The organism is Mycolicibacterium elephantis DSM 44368, assembly GCF_004014805.1.
Classification (GTDB): Bacteria; Actinomycetota; Actinomycetes; order Mycobacteriales; family Mycobacteriaceae; genus Mycobacterium; species Mycobacterium elephantis.
In genome coordinates this window covers 82,701-98,661 of record NZ_ATDN01000004.1, presented here as the reverse complement: position 1 = coordinate 98,661, position 15,961 = coordinate 82,701, and the positions used below count along the sequence as shown (strand labels likewise).

The window sequence follows — 15,961 nt, the reverse complement described above, 5'->3', positions numbered from 1 at the left end:
GGCGGCTCAGCCGACCTCAGCCGACCTCAGCCGACACAGTCACCGGTGGGAACGGGCGCTGACCCGTTGGCGTTCACCGCCAGGCCAAAGAGCTGCTTCGCGGTGAGCACGAAGCTGGCGTCGGGATCCTCGACGGCCGCGCCGAACGCCACGCCGAGAATCCGGCTGTTCAGATCGATGAGGGGGCCGCCGGATCCGCCCTGCCGGACGGCGCCACGCACCAGGTACACCTCGCGGTGCACGGTCTTGGTGCGGTAGATGTCGGGACCGCTGAGCTCGATGACATCGCGGATCCGTGCCGGGGTGGCCACGAACGGCCCACCGCCGGGGTACCCCAGGATCAGCGCGTCGGCGCCCGACGGCGCCATCTCCTCGGCGAAGGCCAGCGGCGGCGCCTGCAGGCCGGGCACATCGAGGATCGAGATGTCGGCGTCGGGATCGTAGAAGACCACCGTGGCGGGATAGTCGCCGCCGTCGACCGAAACGGTGATGTCGGTCGCCCCCGCGACCCCGTGGGCGCTCGACATCACCCGGTTCGGGGCGAAGACCACACCGCTTCCGTCCAGCATCTTCTGGCAGGACGGCGCGATGCCGTGAATCTTGGCGACGCTGCGCTGCGCCTGCGCGACGACCGGGCTGCCCGCCAACGCGGCATCGGGCGGTTCCACCGTGGCGAGCGTCGGGGTCTCGGCCGGCGGCAGCGTGACCTCCGCTGCGGGCCAACCCCCCGAGCAGCCGGCCACCGCGGCCACAGTCAGGGCGGCGAAGGTCAGCGTCACCGCCCGTCGAATCGGTCTCATCGAGGAGACGATATCGGGTTGTTCGGCGCCGGCCGGAATTCGGCCGGGTCAATCGAACAGGCGCAGCGCCGCCACCGGGCATTGCGTGACGGCCTGCTCCATGCGTTCGCGGTCCGATTCGGGCCGTTCACTGCCGTGGATGACCACGGCGCCGTCGTCGGTCACCTCGAACACGTCGTCAGCGATCGATTCGCAGATGCCGTGTCCGGTGCACTTGTCGAGATCCACTTCGACGCGCATCAAATCTCCTACTGCACGTGCGCCGGCAGGCGCTTGATCCCGTGCACGAAGTTGCTGAGCAGCAGGTCAGGTTCGCCGAACTCCACCCGCTTGAGCCGAGTCAACAACTCGCGGAACAGGTTTCGCAGCTCGGTCTTGGCCAGCTGATTTCCGAGGCAGAAGTGCGGCCCGCCGCCGCCGAAGCCCAGGTGCGGGTTGGGCGAGCGTCGCAGATCGAAGGTGTGCGGATCGTCGAAGACGGTTTCGTCCCGGTTGGCCGAGCAGTAGAAGAGCCCGAGTTTGTCCCCTTCGCTGATCTGCTGGCCGGCGACCTCGGTGTCCTGGGTGGCGAACCGCGCGAACTGCAACACCGGTGTGGACCATCGGACGAATTCCTCGATGGCCCAGGTGATCCGCCCGTCGAAGTCCTCCATCAGCCAGCCGCGCTGTTCGGGGTTGTTCACCAGCGCCAGCATCGCGTGTGACGTCGTCTGCTTGGTGGTGTCGTTTCCGGCCGACGCGAGCAGAAGCATGAACGCGCCGACCTCTTCGTCGGTGAGCCGGTGTCCGTCCACCTCGGCTTCAACGATGCTGGTCATCAGGTCGTCGCCGGGGTGGTTGCGCCGGTACTTCGCGAGTTCGACGCCGGTGTTGACCAACAACATCATCTCGTTCATGGTGTTCTGCGCCCGCTCCTCCAATGAGCTGTACTCGTCGTCGCTCATCGAGAACAGCTTCTCGGCCGCTTTCGCCACCGCTTCGCGTTCCGACGGTGGGACACCGAGCATCTCGGAGATGGTCATCATCGGCAGCCGCGCCGAGCACGCGCTGACGAAGTCGATGTCACCCGCACCGATCAAATCGTCGACGATCGCGACGGCGTTCTTGTGGATCTGGTCTTCGATCTGGCGCACGTTGCGCGGCGTGAACGCCGAACTGATCAACCGGCGGTAGACGGTGTGCTCGGGGGGATCCATGCCGAGGAAGAAGGTGGCGATCTTCTGCACCTCGGCGGGCATGGGATCCAGCGCGACGCCCCGCGCCGACGTGAACAACTCGGGGTGCTGGCTGACGTAGACGATGTCGGCTCGACGGGTCACCGCCCAGAAGCCGGGCTCGACGGTGTCGAACAGCGACGGCAACGGTCGATGCCAGCTCAGCCCCTCGCCGGCGCGCAATTCGGCGAAGGTCTGGTCGCGCACTTCGAAGGATTGGCTCCAGAATTCGCGTGTCGAAAGGTCGTGGGGGCTGTAATTTGGGGACTCCGAGCTGACGACAGTCACCGATTTAGCGTGACACTTGAGCGAAAATTTGTAAAGCTAGGCCGATGCCGGACTCCTGTGCCGAACCCGATATGCCGACGCGCGAGCGGCTGCTGGCCGCCACCGCCGAGGTGCTCGGCCGCCACGGCATGACCAAGCTCAGCCTGTCCGAGGTGGCCCAGCAGGCCGGCGTGTCCCGGCCCACGCTGTACCGATGGTTCGCCTCCAAACGGGAGTTGCTCGACGCGTTCGTGGTGTGGGAGCGGCAGTTCTACGAACGTGCGGTGGCCGATGCCACGGCCGATCTCCCGGCGGCCGAGCGACTCGACGCCGCGCTGCGGGTGATCGTCGACTACCAGCAGTCCTATCCGGGCCTGCGGATGATCGACGTCGAGCCGGAGCGCGTGATCAGGCGGTTGTCGCGGGTGATCCCGCTGATGCGGCACCGGCTCGAGCGGCTGGCCCCCGGACCCGATCCCGCCCTGGCGGTGGCGACCGCGGTCCGGGTTGCGGTGTCGCACTATCTGGTTCGCAGCGACGACGACGGCGACTTTCTCGCCCAGCTTCGCCACGCGGCGCGCATCAAGCATCGCTGAGTTCGGCGAGCACCTCGGCGGTGTGCTCACCGAGCTGCGGGGCGGTCGACCGCGGTGCCCACGGCGTGCCGGAGAAGTCGGCCGGCGAGGCGATCATCGGAACCGTCGAGTCGCCGTCGGGCACATACACGACGCCGCCCGCGGCGTGGAACTGATCGTCGGCCAGCACGTCCTCGACCGAATTGATCGGCGCCCAGAACAATTCCGGTTCGGCGGCGAAGATCTCGGACCATTCGTCGAGGGATCGGGTGGCGAATATCTCGTCGAGCGCGGCGACGAGTTCGACGGCGTGCGCGGCGCGCGACCGCGCGGTCTCGAACCGCGGGTCGGTCAACCACTCGGGCCGGCCGACCGCCCGGCACAGCGGCGGCCAGTGCCGGCTCGCCTCCAGGCCGACGATCCAGAACCGGCGCCCGTCGCCGGCGGCGTAGTTGTTCATGCAAGGGTTGCCCATGGTCTCGCGTTGCCCGATCGCGATGGAGTGACCGGTCAGCAGGAACGTGTTGAGGTCGAAGCTGACCGTGTAGGCACCTTGCCGGTACAGCGAGGTGCTCACGAGTTGCCCTTCGCCGGTGCGGGTTCGCGCCACCAGCGCCGCGCATACCGCCGCGGCCAACGTCATCCCGGCCGCGTGGTCGCCCATCCCGCCGCGCTGAAAGGGCGGCGTCTGGCCGGGCCGGGTCAGCAGGTGCGCCAGGCCGGCCCTGGCCCAGAACGCCGCGACATCGTAGGCCGCGCGGTCGGCGTCGGGACCGGTCTCGCCGTAGCCGGTGATCAACCCGTACACCAGCCGCCGGTTGCTCGTCGCGACCGTCGCGAAGTCCAGCCCCATCCGTCTCAGCGCGCCCGGACGCACGTTGGTGAGGAAAACGTCTGCCCCGCAGAGCAGTTCGAGCGCGATCGCGCGGCCCCGCTCGGTGGTCACATCCAGCACGACGCTGCGCTTGCCGCGGTTGTCCATCTCGAACGGCGGGCTCGCCCCGTCCTCGATGCCCAGCATCCGCCCGAAGGTGCGCGCCGGGTCGCCCGTCGGGGGTTCGATCTTGACCACGTCGGCGCCCCAATCCGCCAGGATCCCGCCGGCGGCCGGCCCGGCCACCCAGACCCCCAGCTCGACGACCCTGATGCCTTCCAACGGTCCGGCCATGCGCGTCCTTCCCAAGTGGATTTACAAACTCGGCGAAATTTGTAAGCTGGCGAGGTGAATCGGGTTGCGCCATTCGTCGGCCTGGCGTCGCATCTGGGGCGCGGTGTACAACGTATCGCCACCGACGCCGTCGTCGGCCGGATCCGGTCGATTCCGCGCACGGTCGACGACCTCGACGCTGCGGCGCTGTCCCGGATCATGGGCCGCACCGTCACTTCGGTGTCGGTGCTCGGCGGCGACGCGGGGACGTCCTCGCGGGCGCGCCTGGCGCTGTCCGGCGACGGCGTCCCGGCGTCGGTCTTCGTCAAGATGTCGGCGCAGACCGTCGCGACCCGCCTGATGGGTGAACTGGGTAGGCTCGCCGATACCGAAACCCGCTTCTACCGTGAGCTTTCCGCGCAGCTGAGCGGAGTCCCCCGATCGTATGGATCGGCGTTCGACCCGCTGACCGGACGCTTCGTGCTCGTGCTGGAGGACCTGCCCGCCGACGAGTGCCAGTTCCCCGACACGCTGCATCCGCTGGGCGGTGATCAGGTCGCCCTCGTCGTCGAACTGCTCGCGCGGCTGCACGCGATGTTCTGGGAGCGGGTCCCGCGGTGGGCGTACACCGCGTCGGGCGACAGCGCCGCACTGCTGACCGGCTCGCTGCTCAAGACGTCGTCGCGGCGCATCGCCGAGCGGACCGACATTCCCGTCGACCGCGGGCGCTTCATCGACGACAACTACCGCGCGGTGGCCGCGCTGATCGACCGGCCACCGCACACCGTCATGCACGGCGACGCCCATCCCGGCAACGTCTACTTCCGCAACGGCCAGGCGGGCCTGCTCGACTGGCAGGCCGTCCGGCGCGGCCATCCGGGCCGCGAACTCGCCTACACCCTGGTCACCAGCATGACCCCGGCCGACCGGCGCGCCGAGCAACGCGACCTGCTCGACGTCTACCGGCAGGCGCTGGCCGCTCACGGCGGCCCGCAGCTGGACCGCGACGACTTGTGGCGCCGCTACCGGCAAGGCGCGCTCTACGCGTATGTGGCCGCGCTGATCACCGCGGGCATGGGCGGCATGCAGGCCGAAGACATCGCCCTGGAGGGGTTGCGGCGGGGGGTGGCCGCGCTGGAGGATCTCGACACCGTCGCACTTTTGACGCGGTCCCTGTGACTGAGGCTCTACGATCTGACTGACCCGGACGATAGAGAGCCTTTCCTGTGAGAGAACAACCCGATGCAGAAGGAGACAGCGAGGACACCTCGACGCGGCACCGCATTCTGGTCGCCACCGCAGAGGTACTGGCTCGCAGCGGTCAGACGAAGCTGAGCCTCTCCGACGTCGCGTTGCAGGCCGGCGTGTCACGGCCGACGCTGTATCGGTGGTTCGCCTCCAAGTCCGAACTGCTCGACGCGTTCGGCGCCTACGAGCGCGACCTGTTCGACAACGGCGTCAGCAAGGCCACGGCGGGGTTGCGCGGCACCGAGAAACTCGACGCCGCGCTGCAGTTCATCGTCGAGTACCAGCACTCCTACTCCGGGGTGCGGGTGGTCGACATCGAACCCGAGGTGGTGATCCCGCAGCTGTCGAAGATCATCCCGGTGATGCGGGCCCGGCTGGAGCGGCTGCTGAGCGGCCCCAACAAATCCGTCAAGGCGGCCACCGCGATTCGCGTCGCCATCTCGCACTTCATCGTGCGCAGCGACGACGACGACCAGTTCCTCGCGCAGCTGCGTCACGCGGTCGGGATCAAGCCACAGGGCTGAGAGCGACTTCGGCGAAGGACTGACACTTCCGAAAGAATCTGTAAAGTTGTCAGGCATGACCGAGGTGCAGACTGAGACCGGCGTGCTGGCCGGCGAAGAGCGGATGTTGATCGACGGCGAACTTCAGTTCACCAGCAGCGGCGCGAAGTTCGACGTCATCCATCCGGCCAGCGAAGAGGTGGCCGGGCAAGCCACCGACGGCACCGTCGCCGACATGGAGCGCGCCGTCGGCGCGGCCCGCCGGGCGTTCGACGCCAGCACCTGGTCGCGCGACCTGGACTTCCGCTACCACTGCCTGACCCAGCTGCACGCCGCGCTGGAGAACAACAAGGAACGGCTGCGCCGCATCCTGATCACCGAGGTGGGTTGTCCTGTCACGGTGTCCGGCAGCCAGATCGAGAGCCCGATCGAGGAAGTCAAGCACTGGGCCGAACACGGCAAGGCCTTCAATTATCTGGTGGACACCGGAGTCCATCCCACCCAGTTGGGCCCGGCGCGGCGCAAGATCCACTACGAGCCGGTGGGTGTGGTCGGCGCGATCACGCCGTGGAACGTGCCGCTGTACCTCAACATCGCCGAGACCGTGCCCGCGCTGATGGCCGGCAACACCGTGGTGCTCAAGCCCGCCCAGCTCACCCCGTGGTCGGGCAGCGAACTCGGCCGAATCGTGGCCGAGGAGACCGACATTCCCGCAGGGGTGTTCAACGTCGTGGTGTCCAACGCCAACGAGGTCGGCGCGGCGCTGTCGGCCGACCCTCGGGTGGACATGATCACGTTCACCGGTTCGACGGCGACGGGCCGGGCGATCCTGGCCGCGGGCGCCTCCACGGTCAAGAAGACGCTGCTGGAGCTGGGCGGCAAGTCGGCCCACATCGTGCTCGACGACGCCGATTTCAACTCGGCGCTGTCGATGGCGGCGATGATGGCGTGCGTGATGTCGGGCCAGAGCTGCATTCTGCCGAGCCGGATCCTGTTGCCGCGCAGCAGATACGACGAAGGTATCGAGATACTGAAGACCATGATGGAGGGGTTCCCGGTCGGAGACCCGTGGACGCCGGGCAACATGCAGGGCCCGCAGATCAGCGAGACCCAGCGCCAGAAGGTACTCGGGCTGATCAAGTCGGGCATCGACTCCGGGGCGCGGCTGGTCACCGGAGGCGGCATCCCCGAGAACCTGCCGACCGGGTACTACACGCAGGCGACGCTGCTCGCCGACGTCGACCCGGATTCGCAGGTGGCCCAGGAGGAGATCTTCGGTCCCGTGCTGACGGTGACGCCGTATGACACCGACGACGAGGCCGTCGCGATCGCCAACAACACCATCTACGGGCTGTCCGGTGAGGTCTCCGGCGGCGACCTGGACCGCGCGTTCGAGGTGGCGTGCCGGATGCGCACGGGCAACGTCACGATCAACGGCAAGAGCCACTTCGGCATCACGAGCCCGTTCGGCGGCACCAAGCAGAGCGGGCTGGGCTACCGCAACGGCGAGGAAGGCTACAAGGAGTACCTGGAAGCCAAGACGATCGGCATGCCGGAGTAGGTGGCTTCGCCACTTGACGCCCAAGCCAAGCGCGAGAAGAACTCGCCATTTCGTCGATCTCGGCGAGTGACGGAGGGAGCGTGCGCATGGACGTTCACCGGGTGAGCGACGAGATCGAGATCGCCCGCCTGCTGTACCGGTACGCCCGGGCCGTGGACACCAAGGACTGGGAGCTGTACCGGTCGGTGTTCACCGACGACGCGCACATCGACTACTCGTCGGCGGGCGCGGTGGTGGGCTCCCGCGACGAGGTCGTCGACTGGTTCGCGGCGAATTTCGGGGTGCTGCCGTGGAGCATGCACTACATCACCAACATCGAAAGCGACATCGACGGCGACACCGCGACGGTGCGGGCGATGTTCTATAACCCCATGCAGCTGCCCGGCATGGCCGAGATCAGCAGCTGCGGGGGCTACTACCACCACGAGCTCGTCCGCACGCAGGACGGTTGGCGCAGCCGCCGCCTGCGCGAGGAGAACGTCTGGTTCGTCAACAAACCCGGCGGCTGAGTCGGCGCCCACGACATCGAGACTGCGCACAGATCGCGATCTCGCGCCGAAACGCGATCTCACCGCAGTCTCGACGCAAAGAAGAGCTCAGCTTTGGGCCGCCAACTGCCCACAGGCGGCGGCGATTTCACGACCGCGGGTGTCGCGCACCGTGCAGGACACACCGCGCTCCCGCACCCGCCGCACGAACTCGCGTTCCACCGGTTTGGGACTGGCGTCCCACTCGCTTCCGGGTGTCGGGTTCAGCGGGATCACGTTGACGTGCACCAGCGGGCCCAGCGCGCCGTGCAGCCGCTTGCCCAAAATATCGGCGCGCCAAGGCTGGTCGTTGACGTCACGGATCAGCGCGTACTCGATCGACACCCGACGGCCGGTCACGTCGGCGTAGTACCGCGCCGCGTCCAGCGCTTCGGACACCTTCCAGCGGTTGTTCACCGGCACCAGCGTGTCGCGAAGCTCGTCGTCGGGGGCGTGCAGCGACAGCGCCAACGTCACATTGAGCCGTTCGTCGGCCAGCTTGCGGATCGCGGGCGCCAACCCGACCGTCGACACCGTGACCGACCGGGCCGAGATGCCGAAGCCGTTGGGCGGCGGCGCGACGATCCGCCGCACCGCGGCCAGCACCCGGTTGTAGTTGGCCAACGGCTCCCCCATGCCCATGAACACGATGTTCGACAGCCGGCCACCGTCGCGGTCACGCAACTCGGCGGCCGCGGCGCGCACCTGCTCGAGGATCTCGGCCGTCGACAGGTTGCGCGTCAGCCCGCCCTGGCCCGTCGCACAGAACGGGCACGCCATGCCACAACCCGCCTGCGACGAGATGCACACGGTGTTGCGGTCCGGGTAGCGCATCAGCACCGACTCGAACGTCGTGCCGTCGACCGCGCGCCACAGCATCTTGCGGGTCTGCGCGGCGTCGCACTCGATCTCGCGCACCGCGTCGAGCAGCGTCGGAAACAGCGTCTCGGCGACCTGATCGCGCACCCCCGCGGGCAGGTCCGTCATCCGCCGGGGGTCGGCGATCAACCGGCCGTAGTACTGGTTGGCCAGCTGCTTGGCCCGAAACGCCGGCAGCCCGAGTTCGGCGACGGCCACCGCCCGGCCACTCTCGTCGAGGTCGGCGAAATGCCGCGGCGGCATGGCGCGGCGCGGCGGATCGAAGACCAGGGGCAGGGAGGCAGACATGTGCCCTCCAGTATGCCGGGGTCGCCGTCAGGCCAGCAGCGTCAGCACGATCCAGCCGGCCACCGCCGACGGCAGCATCGCGTCGATGCGGTCCATCAGACCGCCGTGGCCCGGCAGCAGCGACCCCATGTCCTTGATGCCCAAGTCGCGCTTGACCTGCGACTCCACCAGATCGCCCAGTACACCGGTGATCACGAGTAACAGTCCCAGCGGGATGCCGACCCACCACGGCTTCTCGAGCAGGAACGTCACCGCGAGCACGGATGCGGCCGTCCCGAACAACAGCGAGCCGGCCAGCCCCTCCCACGATTTCTTCGGGCTGATCGCCGGCGCCATCAGATGCTTGCCGAACAACACCCCGGCGACGTAGCCGCCGATGTCGCCGAACACCACGGTGGCGATGACGGCGAAGACCCGGCCGCCGCCGTGGTCCCGGAAGATCAGCAGCGCGCTGAACGCGGCGAACAGGGGCACCCACGTCGCGACGAGGATCGTGGCCGCGATGTCACGCAGGTAGTTCACCGGTTGTTGGCGCAGCCCCTGGCCGATCAAGCGCCACACCATCGCGACCACGATCGTGCCCCCGTAGGCGCCCAACAGACCGGCCGTGCCCCACGGCCACGTCAGCCAGATCATCGCCTGGCCGCCGATCAGCAGCGGAATGGCCGGCAGGGCGTACCCGGCGTCGCGCAGCCGGCGGATGACTTCGTGGGTGGCCACCGGGATCGCCACCGCGAGCATGACCAGCCACCCGATCGGCACGAAGAGCAATACCCCGATGGCGAGCGCGCCGAGTACGACGCCGACCCCGATCGCGGCAGGCAGGTTACGGCCCGCCCGCGACGTCTTCTGGGGCGGCTCGCTGGGGCCGGCTTCGGTGTCTGCCACGGGAGTCGCGCGCTGTCGGGCCACTAGACCTCCAGCAACTCGCCTTCCTTGTGCTTGACCAGGTCGTCGATCTGGCTCGTGTACTGGTGGGTGGCCTTGTCGAGGTCCTTCTCCGCGCGGCTGACCTCGTCCTCGCCGGCCTCGCCGTCCTTCTTGATGCGGTGCAGTTCCTCCATCGCCTTACGACGGATGTTGCGCACCGCCACCCGCGCCTCCTCGCCCTTGGCCTTGGCCTGTTTGACGAGGTCGCGGCGGCGTTCCTCGGTGAGCTGCGGAATGGCCACCCGGATCACGTTGCCGTCGTTGGTGGGGTTCACACCGAGGTCGGAGTTGCGGATCGCATCCTCGATGTTGCGCAACTGGTTGGCCTCGTACGGCTTGATCACGACCAGCCGTGCTTCGGGCACGTTGATGCTGGCCAGCTGCGTGATTGGAGTCTGCGCGCCGTAGTAGTCCATGGTGACGCGGGCGAACATGCCCGGGTTGGCCCGTCCGGTGCGGATCGACGCCAGGTCGTCGCGCGCCACCGCCACCGCTTTTTCCATCTTCTCTTCGGCGTCGAAGAGGGTTTCCTCGATCACGGTGCTTCTCCTGTTCCTGCTTCTCGGGTGCGCAGCCGACCGTCAGGTGGTGACCAGTGTTCCGATCTTCTCACCTGCCACGGCCCGCGCGATATTGCCGTCGACGAGAAGGTTGAACACCAGGATCGGCATACCGTTGTCCATGCACAGGCTGAACGCGGTGGCGTCGGCGACCTTCAGGCCGCGGTCGATGACCTCACGGTGGCTGATCGTGGTCAGCAGTTCGGCGTCGGGATCCTTCTTGGGGTCGGCGGTGTAGACCCCGTCGACCCCCTTGGCCATCAGGACCACCTCGGCGCCGATCTCCAGCGCCCGCTGGGCGGCGGTGGTGTCGGTGGAGAAGTACGGCAGCCCCATGCCCGCGCCGAAGATCACCACCCGCCCCTTCTCCAGGTGCCTGCGGGCCCGCAGCGGAATGTAGGGCTCGGCGACCTGCCCCATCGTGATCGCGGTCTGCACCCGGGTCGCGATGCCTTCCTTCTCCAGGAAGTCTTGCAGCGCAAGGCTGTTCATGACGGTGCCGAGCATGCCCATGTAGTCGCTGCGGGTGCGCTCCATACCGCGCTGCTGCAACTGCGCGCCGCGGAAGAAGTTGCCGCCGCCGATGACGACGGCCACCTGCACACCGCTGCGGACCACTTCGGCGATCTGGCGGGCCACCTGGTGCACGACGTCGGGGTCCAGCCCCACCTGCCCGCCGCCGAACATCTCGCCGCCGAGTTTGAGCAGCACGCGTGAGTACATCGGCCGGACGGACGAAGCGGCTGGAGACGACGGGCTCGCACCGTTGGGCCCTGTGGGCTCCGACGCCGCCTCACCGGCAGCGGCGCTGTCGACAGGGTCCGCCATCCGACTCCTTCGAGGTCCTCGCTGAGTTCCCCTCATCCTGCCTCATGGCGGCCGTCCCGGCGCTGCGGGGTCGGTGTGGTTAACCCAGGTGCGCCGAGAGTAACCAGGCCGGCACCGACTTGCGGCCCTTCGGCTCATCACGCACGTCGGTCACCGGAAAAAACTCCTGAAAGCCCTCGGGAAAGACGCCGTGAATGCGCGCGGGCCTGATCTCGTCGATCGTCCAGTATTTCGCCACGACGTCACGCAGCTCGTCCTCGGTGACGGGGTTGGCCGGGCCGTCGGGCATGCCCGCCCTGTCGAACACGAGCACAAAGTACGACGCGCCGGGTGCCGCCGCCCGCACGATGCACCGCTGGTATCCCTCGCGCAGCTCGACCGGCATCGAATGGAACAGGGTCGAGTCGACGATGGTGTTGAACCGGCCGTCGTAGCCGCCGAAGTCGCTGATGTCGGCGACCTCGAAGGTGGCGTTGGTCAGGCCGCGCCGAGCGGCCTCCGCCCTGGCCAGTTCGATCGCGGTCGGTGACTGATCCAGTCCCACGGTGGTGTATCCCCGTTCGGCCAGATACAGCGAGATCGCGGCCTCCCCGCAACCGGCGTCGAGCACATCCCCGGTGAACCTGCCCTGCTCGATCAGGGCGGCCAGCTCGGGCTGCGGCTCGCCGATGCTCCACGGCGGCCGGGCGCCGACACCGCCCATCTGCTCGGCCTCGCCCCTGTACGCGCTTTCGAACATCTGGCCCGTGGGTTCCGTCATGCACTCCGGTATATCAACGTGGTTGATATGTGTCAATATGCTTGATATGACATCGCCTGGCGATGCCGGCTCGGCCGGCGAGATGCTCGAAGACCAGCCGCTGGGTTATCTGCTCGCGCGGGTCGCCAATGCGCTGCGCGCGGAGGTGACGGCAACCGTGCTCGACCCACTGGGGCTGGCCTTCCCGCAGTACATCTGCATGCGGATCCTGTCGAAGTACCCCGGCCGGTCCAACGCCGATCTGGCCCGCTACATGAACGTTTCACCGCAGGCGATGAACATCGTGCTGCGGGCGCTGCAGGACCGCGGACTCGTGACCCGGCCGGCCAGCGTCTCGTCGGGCCGCGCGCTGCCCGCCGAACTCACCGCCGAGGGGCGCGCGGTCTTGAAGCGCATCGACCCCGGGGTGCGCGAAGCGGACCGCAAGTTGTTGGCGAACCTGACCCCGGCGCAACGGCGCGAGTTCAAGCGCATCCTCGTCATGCTCGGCACCGATTGAGTCTGCGCGCCAACGGGGCGACAGTCACAATGGTGGCGATGAAGATCGTCCTGGCGCCTGACTCGTTCAAGGAGTCGATGACCGCGTCACAGGCGGTGGCCGCGATGCGCGCAGGCGTACAGGCGGTGCTGCCCGACGCCGAGTGCATCGAGATGCCCATGGCCGACGGCGGCGAGGGCACCGTCGATGCCGTCGTCGACGCCCTGCACGGCCAGCGCGTCGAGGCGGTCGTTCAAGACGCCCTCGGCAGGCCGGTGACCGCCACCTACGGTTACGTGCCGCTGCGTCAGCTGGCGGTGATCGAGATCGCGGCGGCGGCCGGTTTGGAGCGCATCCCCGTTGAGCAGCGAGACGTACTGCGCGCCAGCAGCTTCGGTGTCGGTGAACTCATCCGATCGGCCCTGGATCGCGGTGCGGAGGACTTCCTCGTCGGGCTGGGTGGATCGGCCACCAACGACGGCGGCGCGGGCATGCTCGTCGCGCTCGGCGCGGTGATGACCGACGCCGCCGGAAACCCGCTGGAGCCCGGCGGCGCCGCGCTGCAGCAGCTCGACCGCATCGATGTCTCCGGACTGGATCCACGATTGCGCGACGTGCGGATTCGCGTCGCATCCGATGTCACCGCTCCCCTGCTGGGGCCGACGGGCGCCAGCGCGGTGTTCGGCCCGCAGAAGGGCGCGAGCGCCGCCGATGTGCAGCGGCTGGATTCGGCGCTGTCGCGGCTGGCTGCCGTCACGGCGACGACGCTGGGCCGGTCGGAGCCGCACCGTCCGGGGGCCGGCGCGGCGGGCGGTCTGGGCTTTGCGCTCGCCGAATTTCTCGGGGCGGAGATCAGGCCCGGTGTCGAGGAGGTCGCGCGAACCGTCGGCCTCGAGCGAGCGCTGCACGGCGCCGACTGGGTGTTCACCGGCGAAGGCAGCGTCGACGCCCAAACCGTCATGGGCAAAACACCTTTCGGTGTCGCACAGCTGGCGGTGAAGGCCGGAGCCCAGGTGGTGATCTTCGCCGGCCGCGTCACCCCCGACGCGTCGGTGTTGTTCGACTACGGCGTGGACCGGTTGGTCGCGATCACCGCCGAAGGAACACCGATCGAGCAAGCGCTGCGCGAAGGCGCCGCCGCGCTGACCCGCGCGACCGCGAAGGTCTGCCGCGAGATCGGCGGCTGAGTCAGCCGGGGCGACGGCCGATTCCGGCCATCATCAACGGCGTGGTCACCCGGACGTCCTCGGCGAACCGGGCCGAGGCGGCCGCCGCGGCCTCGGCGGAGAGCAGGCCCTCATCGACAAGTGCCTGGCGAAGGCTTTCGAACGTCAACCGGAAGAAGTCGAAACCCGGTGAACTGGAGTCGATCACGCGGACCCTCCCCTCGCCGCGGACATCGACGAAACCCGCGTCGACGATGTCGCCGATCACGCGGCGGCCGTAGTCGGGCGCGAAGCCGCGGCGCTGCATGAACTCCAGCACCGCGGTGGAGACCTCGGCGAAGCCGTCGTGCTCGTCGTCGAAACCGAAGCTGCCCCAGTCGTAGTCCTCGAGGACGATCCAGCCGCCGGGCCGCAGCGTGGCGGCCAGCCGGTCGAGGATCTGCCTGCGATCGGCGAGGTGTTCCAGGACCAGACGGGAGTGCACCAGCTCGAACTCGGATCGCGGAAGCTCGTCTTCACGAATATCGATGTGGCGCACGGTGATCGAGTCGGATGCCAGGTGATCGATGAAACGGGTGTCGATGTCGACGGCGGTGACCGTGGCGCCGCGGCCCGCCGTCCACTCGACCATCGAGCCCCCGCCCGCCCCGACCTCCAGGCAGTTCCATCCGGCGCCGACACCGAGCTCGTCAAGCAGGGCCTGGCTGCCCGCGTCCCACAGCGCCTCCATGCCCCGCAGCCGTTCGCGCTCGTGCGCGAAGTCCTGCTCGAAGACGTAGTCGCGGGTCATGCCTTCAAACTCGGCCAGGGCCGGGCCTGTTCGAGCTCATAGGCCAGTCTGAGCAGCCGGGCCTCCTGCCCCAGCGGCGCGGCGAACATCATGCCGACCGGCAGCCCGGACGCCGACGCGGCGAGCGGCAACGAGATGGCCGGCTCGCCGGAGGCGTTCTGCAACGGGGTGTAGGCCACCCAGTCGATCAGGCGATCGATGATCTGTTCGTAGTCGGCAGTGGGATCGAGGTGGCCGATCGGCGGCGTCACGTCGGCCAGCGTCGGCGTCAACACCACGTCGTAGGTCTCGGCCAGCCGCGAAGTGACCCGCCGGATCCGGGACAGCCGCGCGATCGCCAGCGGCAACCGGTGCAGGTTGCGTCCCGCGTGCCGCTCCAGCCCGAGGGTCAGGTTGTCCAGCCGGGTCCGGTCGAAGCTCGGGCCGAACGTGCGACGGCCGCCGCGCACGAGCGCGAACGCCAGAAACGCCCAGTACAACAGGAAGTCGTGCATGAAGCGCTGCGGGACGGGGTTGTCGATCGTGGTGACTCGGTGTCCCAGCTCCTCGAGCAGCGCCGCCGTCTTGAGGGTGAGCTCGCGCACCTCGGGGCTGGCGTCGCGCGAGATGGATCGCGTGCACACCGCGACCCGTAGCCGTTGCGTACCCGGGTGGGTGATGTCGCCGATCGGGGGCAGCTTCGGGTTGGCGTACGCCCGTTCCATCTCCCGGTAGAACGCCGCGGTGTCGCGGACCGACCGGCTGACCACCCCGTTGGCCACGATACGCACCGGCATCTGGCGCATGTCCTTGTCCAGCGGCAACCGTCCGCGGGACGGCTTGAGGCCGACCAACCCGTTGCAGGCGGCCGGGATTCGGATCGAGCCGCCGCCGTCGTTGGCGTGCGCGATCGGCACCACCCCGGCGGCGACGAAGGCCGCCGAACCCGACGAGGACGCCCCCGCGGTGTGGTCAGTGTTCCACGGGTTGCGGACCGGGCCCAGCCGGGGGTGCTCAGCCGAGGCGCTGAAGCCGAACTCCGACAACTGCGTCTTGCCGAGCAGCACGAGCCCGGTCGAAAGGAAGCCCTTGGCGAAGGCGCCGTGCGCCGGTTCGGGCCGCGGATCCCACGCGTCGGTGCCGCTCATCGTCGGGATGCCGGCGACGGCGACGTTGTCCTTGAGAAAGGACGGCACGCCGTCGAAGTAGCCGCCGAACGACCGTGAGGAGTTCACCCGGGTACGCGCGCGGTCGAACGCCTCGTGGGCCAGCCCGTTCAGGGCCGGGTTGACGGCCTCGGTGCGGGCGATGGCAGCCTCGACGAGCTCGGCCGCCGACACCGTGCCCGCCCGAAGAGCGTCGACCAGACCAACGGCATCGAGGTCACCAAGGGCGTCGTCGCCGAACGCGGAAATGCGTTTCATGCTGTGACGGTACCAACTCGTACCGCCACGTGAAGGC

The 15,961-nt window shown here is 68.5% G+C and carries 18 protein-coding genes; 7 read left to right on the top strand and 11 right to left on the bottom strand.

From position 1 onward, the window contains the following. Nucleotides 1-26: 26 nt before the first annotated feature. Genes MELE44368_RS04670 through MELE44368_RS04660 form a run of 3 tightly spaced genes read right to left on the bottom strand, consistent with a single transcriptional unit; the run spans nt 27 to nt 2,302 of the window. On the bottom strand, nt 27-800 hold the full coding sequence (locus tag MELE44368_RS04670; RefSeq protein WP_128107421.1) for a MarP family serine protease: 774 nt from the start codon (nt 798-800) through the stop codon (nt 27-29). Nucleotides 801-848: 48 nt separating this feature from the next. Beyond that, a complete protein-coding gene (locus MELE44368_RS04665) occupies nt 849-1,040 on the bottom strand; it encodes a ferredoxin (protein WP_128107420.1) in 192 nt (63 codons plus the stop codon). A gap of 8 nt (nt 1,041-1,048) precedes the next feature. Continuing rightward, nucleotides 1,049-2,302, bottom strand: a complete 1,254-nt coding sequence (locus MELE44368_RS04660; RefSeq protein WP_064892483.1) for a cytochrome P450 — start codon at nt 2,300-2,302, stop codon at nt 1,049-1,051. 44 nt (nt 2,303-2,346) lie between these two features. Here MELE44368_RS04660 and MELE44368_RS04655 point away from each other — a divergent pair, with 44 nt between their 5' ends. Further along, a complete protein-coding gene (locus tag MELE44368_RS04655) occupies nt 2,347-2,877 on the top strand; it encodes a TetR/AcrR family transcriptional regulator (RefSeq protein ID WP_046753355.1) in 531 nt (176 codons plus the stop codon). On the opposite strand, the gene MELE44368_RS04650 is transcribed toward MELE44368_RS04655, so the two are convergent. After that, nucleotides 2,864-4,024, bottom strand: a complete 1,161-nt coding sequence (locus MELE44368_RS04650) for a CaiB/BaiF CoA transferase family protein (protein WP_128107419.1) — start codon at nt 4,022-4,024, stop codon at nt 2,864-2,866. The genes MELE44368_RS04655 and MELE44368_RS04650 overlap by 14 nt on opposite strands. Before the next feature lie 54 nt (nt 4,025-4,078). Here MELE44368_RS04650 and MELE44368_RS04645 point away from each other — a divergent pair, with 54 nt between their 5' ends. From MELE44368_RS04645 to MELE44368_RS04630, 4 genes are all read left to right on the top strand, one after another. Continuing rightward, nucleotides 4,079-5,182 carry a phosphotransferase gene (locus tag MELE44368_RS04645; RefSeq protein ID WP_083042516.1) on the top strand — a complete coding sequence of 368 codons (1,104 nt, stop codon included), beginning with the start codon at nt 4,079-4,081 and terminating at the stop codon, nt 5,180-5,182. A 47-nt stretch (nt 5,183-5,229) separates the two neighbouring features. Then, nucleotides 5,230-5,775 (top strand): TetR/AcrR family transcriptional regulator, encoded by a 546-nt coding sequence (locus tag MELE44368_RS04640; RefSeq protein ID WP_064918357.1) that lies wholly within the window; start codon nt 5,230-5,232, stop codon nt 5,773-5,775. 55 nt (nt 5,776-5,830) lie between these two features. Further along, complete coding sequence (locus MELE44368_RS04635; RefSeq protein ID WP_128107418.1) at nt 5,831-7,315, top strand: aldehyde dehydrogenase family protein; 1,485 nt, start codon at nt 5,831-5,833, stop codon at nt 7,313-7,315. Nucleotides 7,316-7,401: 86 nt separating this feature from the next. Continuing rightward, a complete protein-coding gene (locus MELE44368_RS04630) occupies nt 7,402-7,824 on the top strand; it encodes a nuclear transport factor 2 family protein (RefSeq protein WP_064930207.1) in 423 nt (140 codons plus the stop codon). A gap of 87 nt (nt 7,825-7,911) precedes the next feature. Here MELE44368_RS04630 and rlmN read toward each other — a convergent pair whose 3' ends face one another. From rlmN to MELE44368_RS04605, 5 genes are all read right to left on the bottom strand, one after another. Further along, the gene (gene rlmN, locus MELE44368_RS04625; protein WP_128107417.1) at nt 7,912-9,009 is read right to left on the bottom strand and encodes a dual-specificity RNA methyltransferase RlmN; all 1,098 of its coding nucleotides are present in this window, start codon (nt 9,007-9,009) and stop codon (nt 7,912-7,914) included. A gap of 27 nt (nt 9,010-9,036) precedes the next feature. Continuing rightward, nucleotides 9,037-9,921 carry a phosphatidate cytidylyltransferase gene (locus MELE44368_RS04620; protein ID WP_206613682.1) on the bottom strand — a complete coding sequence of 295 codons (885 nt, stop codon included), beginning with the start codon at nt 9,919-9,921 and terminating at the stop codon, nt 9,037-9,039. Beyond that, nucleotides 9,921-10,478 carry a ribosome recycling factor gene (frr, locus tag MELE44368_RS04615; RefSeq protein WP_046753340.1) on the bottom strand — a complete coding sequence of 186 codons (558 nt, stop codon included), beginning with the start codon at nt 10,476-10,478 and terminating at the stop codon, nt 9,921-9,923. The genes MELE44368_RS04620 and frr overlap by 1 nt, the downstream gene beginning before the upstream one ends. A 42-nt stretch (nt 10,479-10,520) precedes the next feature. Continuing rightward, complete coding sequence (pyrH, locus tag MELE44368_RS04610; RefSeq protein WP_128107415.1) at nt 10,521-11,327, bottom strand: UMP kinase; 807 nt, start codon at nt 11,325-11,327, stop codon at nt 10,521-10,523. Between the two features lie 79 nt (nt 11,328-11,406). Continuing rightward, nucleotides 11,407-12,087 (bottom strand): class I SAM-dependent methyltransferase, encoded by a 681-nt coding sequence (locus MELE44368_RS04605; protein ID WP_128107414.1) that lies wholly within the window; start codon nt 12,085-12,087, stop codon nt 11,407-11,409. Nucleotides 12,088-12,133: 46 nt separating this feature from the next. On the opposite strand from MELE44368_RS04605, the gene MELE44368_RS04600 reads away from it, so the two are divergent. Then, the gene (locus MELE44368_RS04600) at nt 12,134-12,586 is read left to right on the top strand and encodes a MarR family winged helix-turn-helix transcriptional regulator (protein ID WP_241566480.1); all 453 of its coding nucleotides are present in this window, start codon (nt 12,134-12,136) and stop codon (nt 12,584-12,586) included. Between the two features lie 38 nt (nt 12,587-12,624). Next, entirely contained in the window at nt 12,625-13,752 is a 1,128-nt protein-coding gene (locus MELE44368_RS04595; protein WP_128107413.1) for a glycerate kinase, read from the top strand. A 1-nt stretch (nt 13,753) separates the two neighbouring features. On the opposite strand, the gene MELE44368_RS04590 is transcribed toward MELE44368_RS04595, so the two are convergent. Beyond that, on the bottom strand, nt 13,754-14,521 hold the full coding sequence (locus MELE44368_RS04590) for a class I SAM-dependent methyltransferase (protein ID WP_128107412.1): 768 nt from the start codon (nt 14,519-14,521) through the stop codon (nt 13,754-13,756). Then, complete coding sequence (locus tag MELE44368_RS04585; RefSeq protein ID WP_128107411.1) at nt 14,518-15,924, bottom strand: amidase; 1,407 nt, start codon at nt 15,922-15,924, stop codon at nt 14,518-14,520. The genes MELE44368_RS04590 and MELE44368_RS04585 overlap by 4 nt, the downstream gene beginning before the upstream one ends. Nucleotides 15,925-15,961: the final 37 nt, after the last annotated feature.

What these genes read in the sequence shown, in the direction of transcription:
- MELE44368_RS04630 (WP_064930207.1), top strand. Translation starts at nt 7,402, where the DNA reads ATGGACGTTCACCGGGTGAGCGACGAGATCGAGATCGCCCGCCTGCTG.
- MELE44368_RS04605 (WP_128107414.1), bottom strand. Translation starts at nt 12,087, where the DNA reads ATGACGGAACCCACGGGCCAGATGTTCGAAAGCGCGTACAGGGGCGAG.
- MELE44368_RS04590 (WP_128107412.1), bottom strand. Translation starts at nt 14,521, where the DNA reads ATGACCCGCGACTACGTCTTCGAGCAGGACTTCGCGCACGAGCGCGAA.
- MELE44368_RS04595 (WP_128107413.1), top strand. Translation starts at nt 12,625, where the DNA reads ATGAAGATCGTCCTGGCGCCTGACTCGTTCAAGGAGTCGATGACCGCG.
- MELE44368_RS04600 (WP_241566480.1), top strand. Translation starts at nt 12,134, where the DNA reads ATGACATCGCCTGGCGATGCCGGCTCGGCCGGCGAGATGCTCGAAGAC.
- MELE44368_RS04655 (WP_046753355.1), top strand. Translation starts at nt 2,347, where the DNA reads ATGCCGGACTCCTGTGCCGAACCCGATATGCCGACGCGCGAGCGGCTG.
- MELE44368_RS04635 (WP_128107418.1), top strand. Translation starts at nt 5,831, where the DNA reads ATGACCGAGGTGCAGACTGAGACCGGCGTGCTGGCCGGCGAAGAGCGG.
- MELE44368_RS04670 (WP_128107421.1), bottom strand. Translation starts at nt 800, where the DNA reads ATGAGACCGATTCGACGGGCGGTGACGCTGACCTTCGCCGCCCTGACT.
- pyrH (WP_128107415.1), bottom strand. Translation starts at nt 11,327, where the DNA reads ATGGCGGACCCTGTCGACAGCGCCGCTGCCGGTGAGGCGGCGTCGGAG.
- MELE44368_RS04665 (WP_128107420.1), bottom strand. Translation starts at nt 1,040, where the DNA reads ATGCGCGTCGAAGTGGATCTCGACAAGTGCACCGGACACGGCATCTGC.
- MELE44368_RS04585 (WP_128107411.1), bottom strand. Translation starts at nt 15,924, where the DNA reads ATGAAACGCATTTCCGCGTTCGGCGACGACGCCCTTGGTGACCTCGAT.
- MELE44368_RS04650 (WP_128107419.1), bottom strand. Translation starts at nt 4,024, where the DNA reads ATGGCCGGACCGTTGGAAGGCATCAGGGTCGTCGAGCTGGGGGTCTGG.
- rlmN (WP_128107417.1), bottom strand. Translation starts at nt 9,009, where the DNA reads ATGTCTGCCTCCCTGCCCCTGGTCTTCGATCCGCCGCGCCGCGCCATG.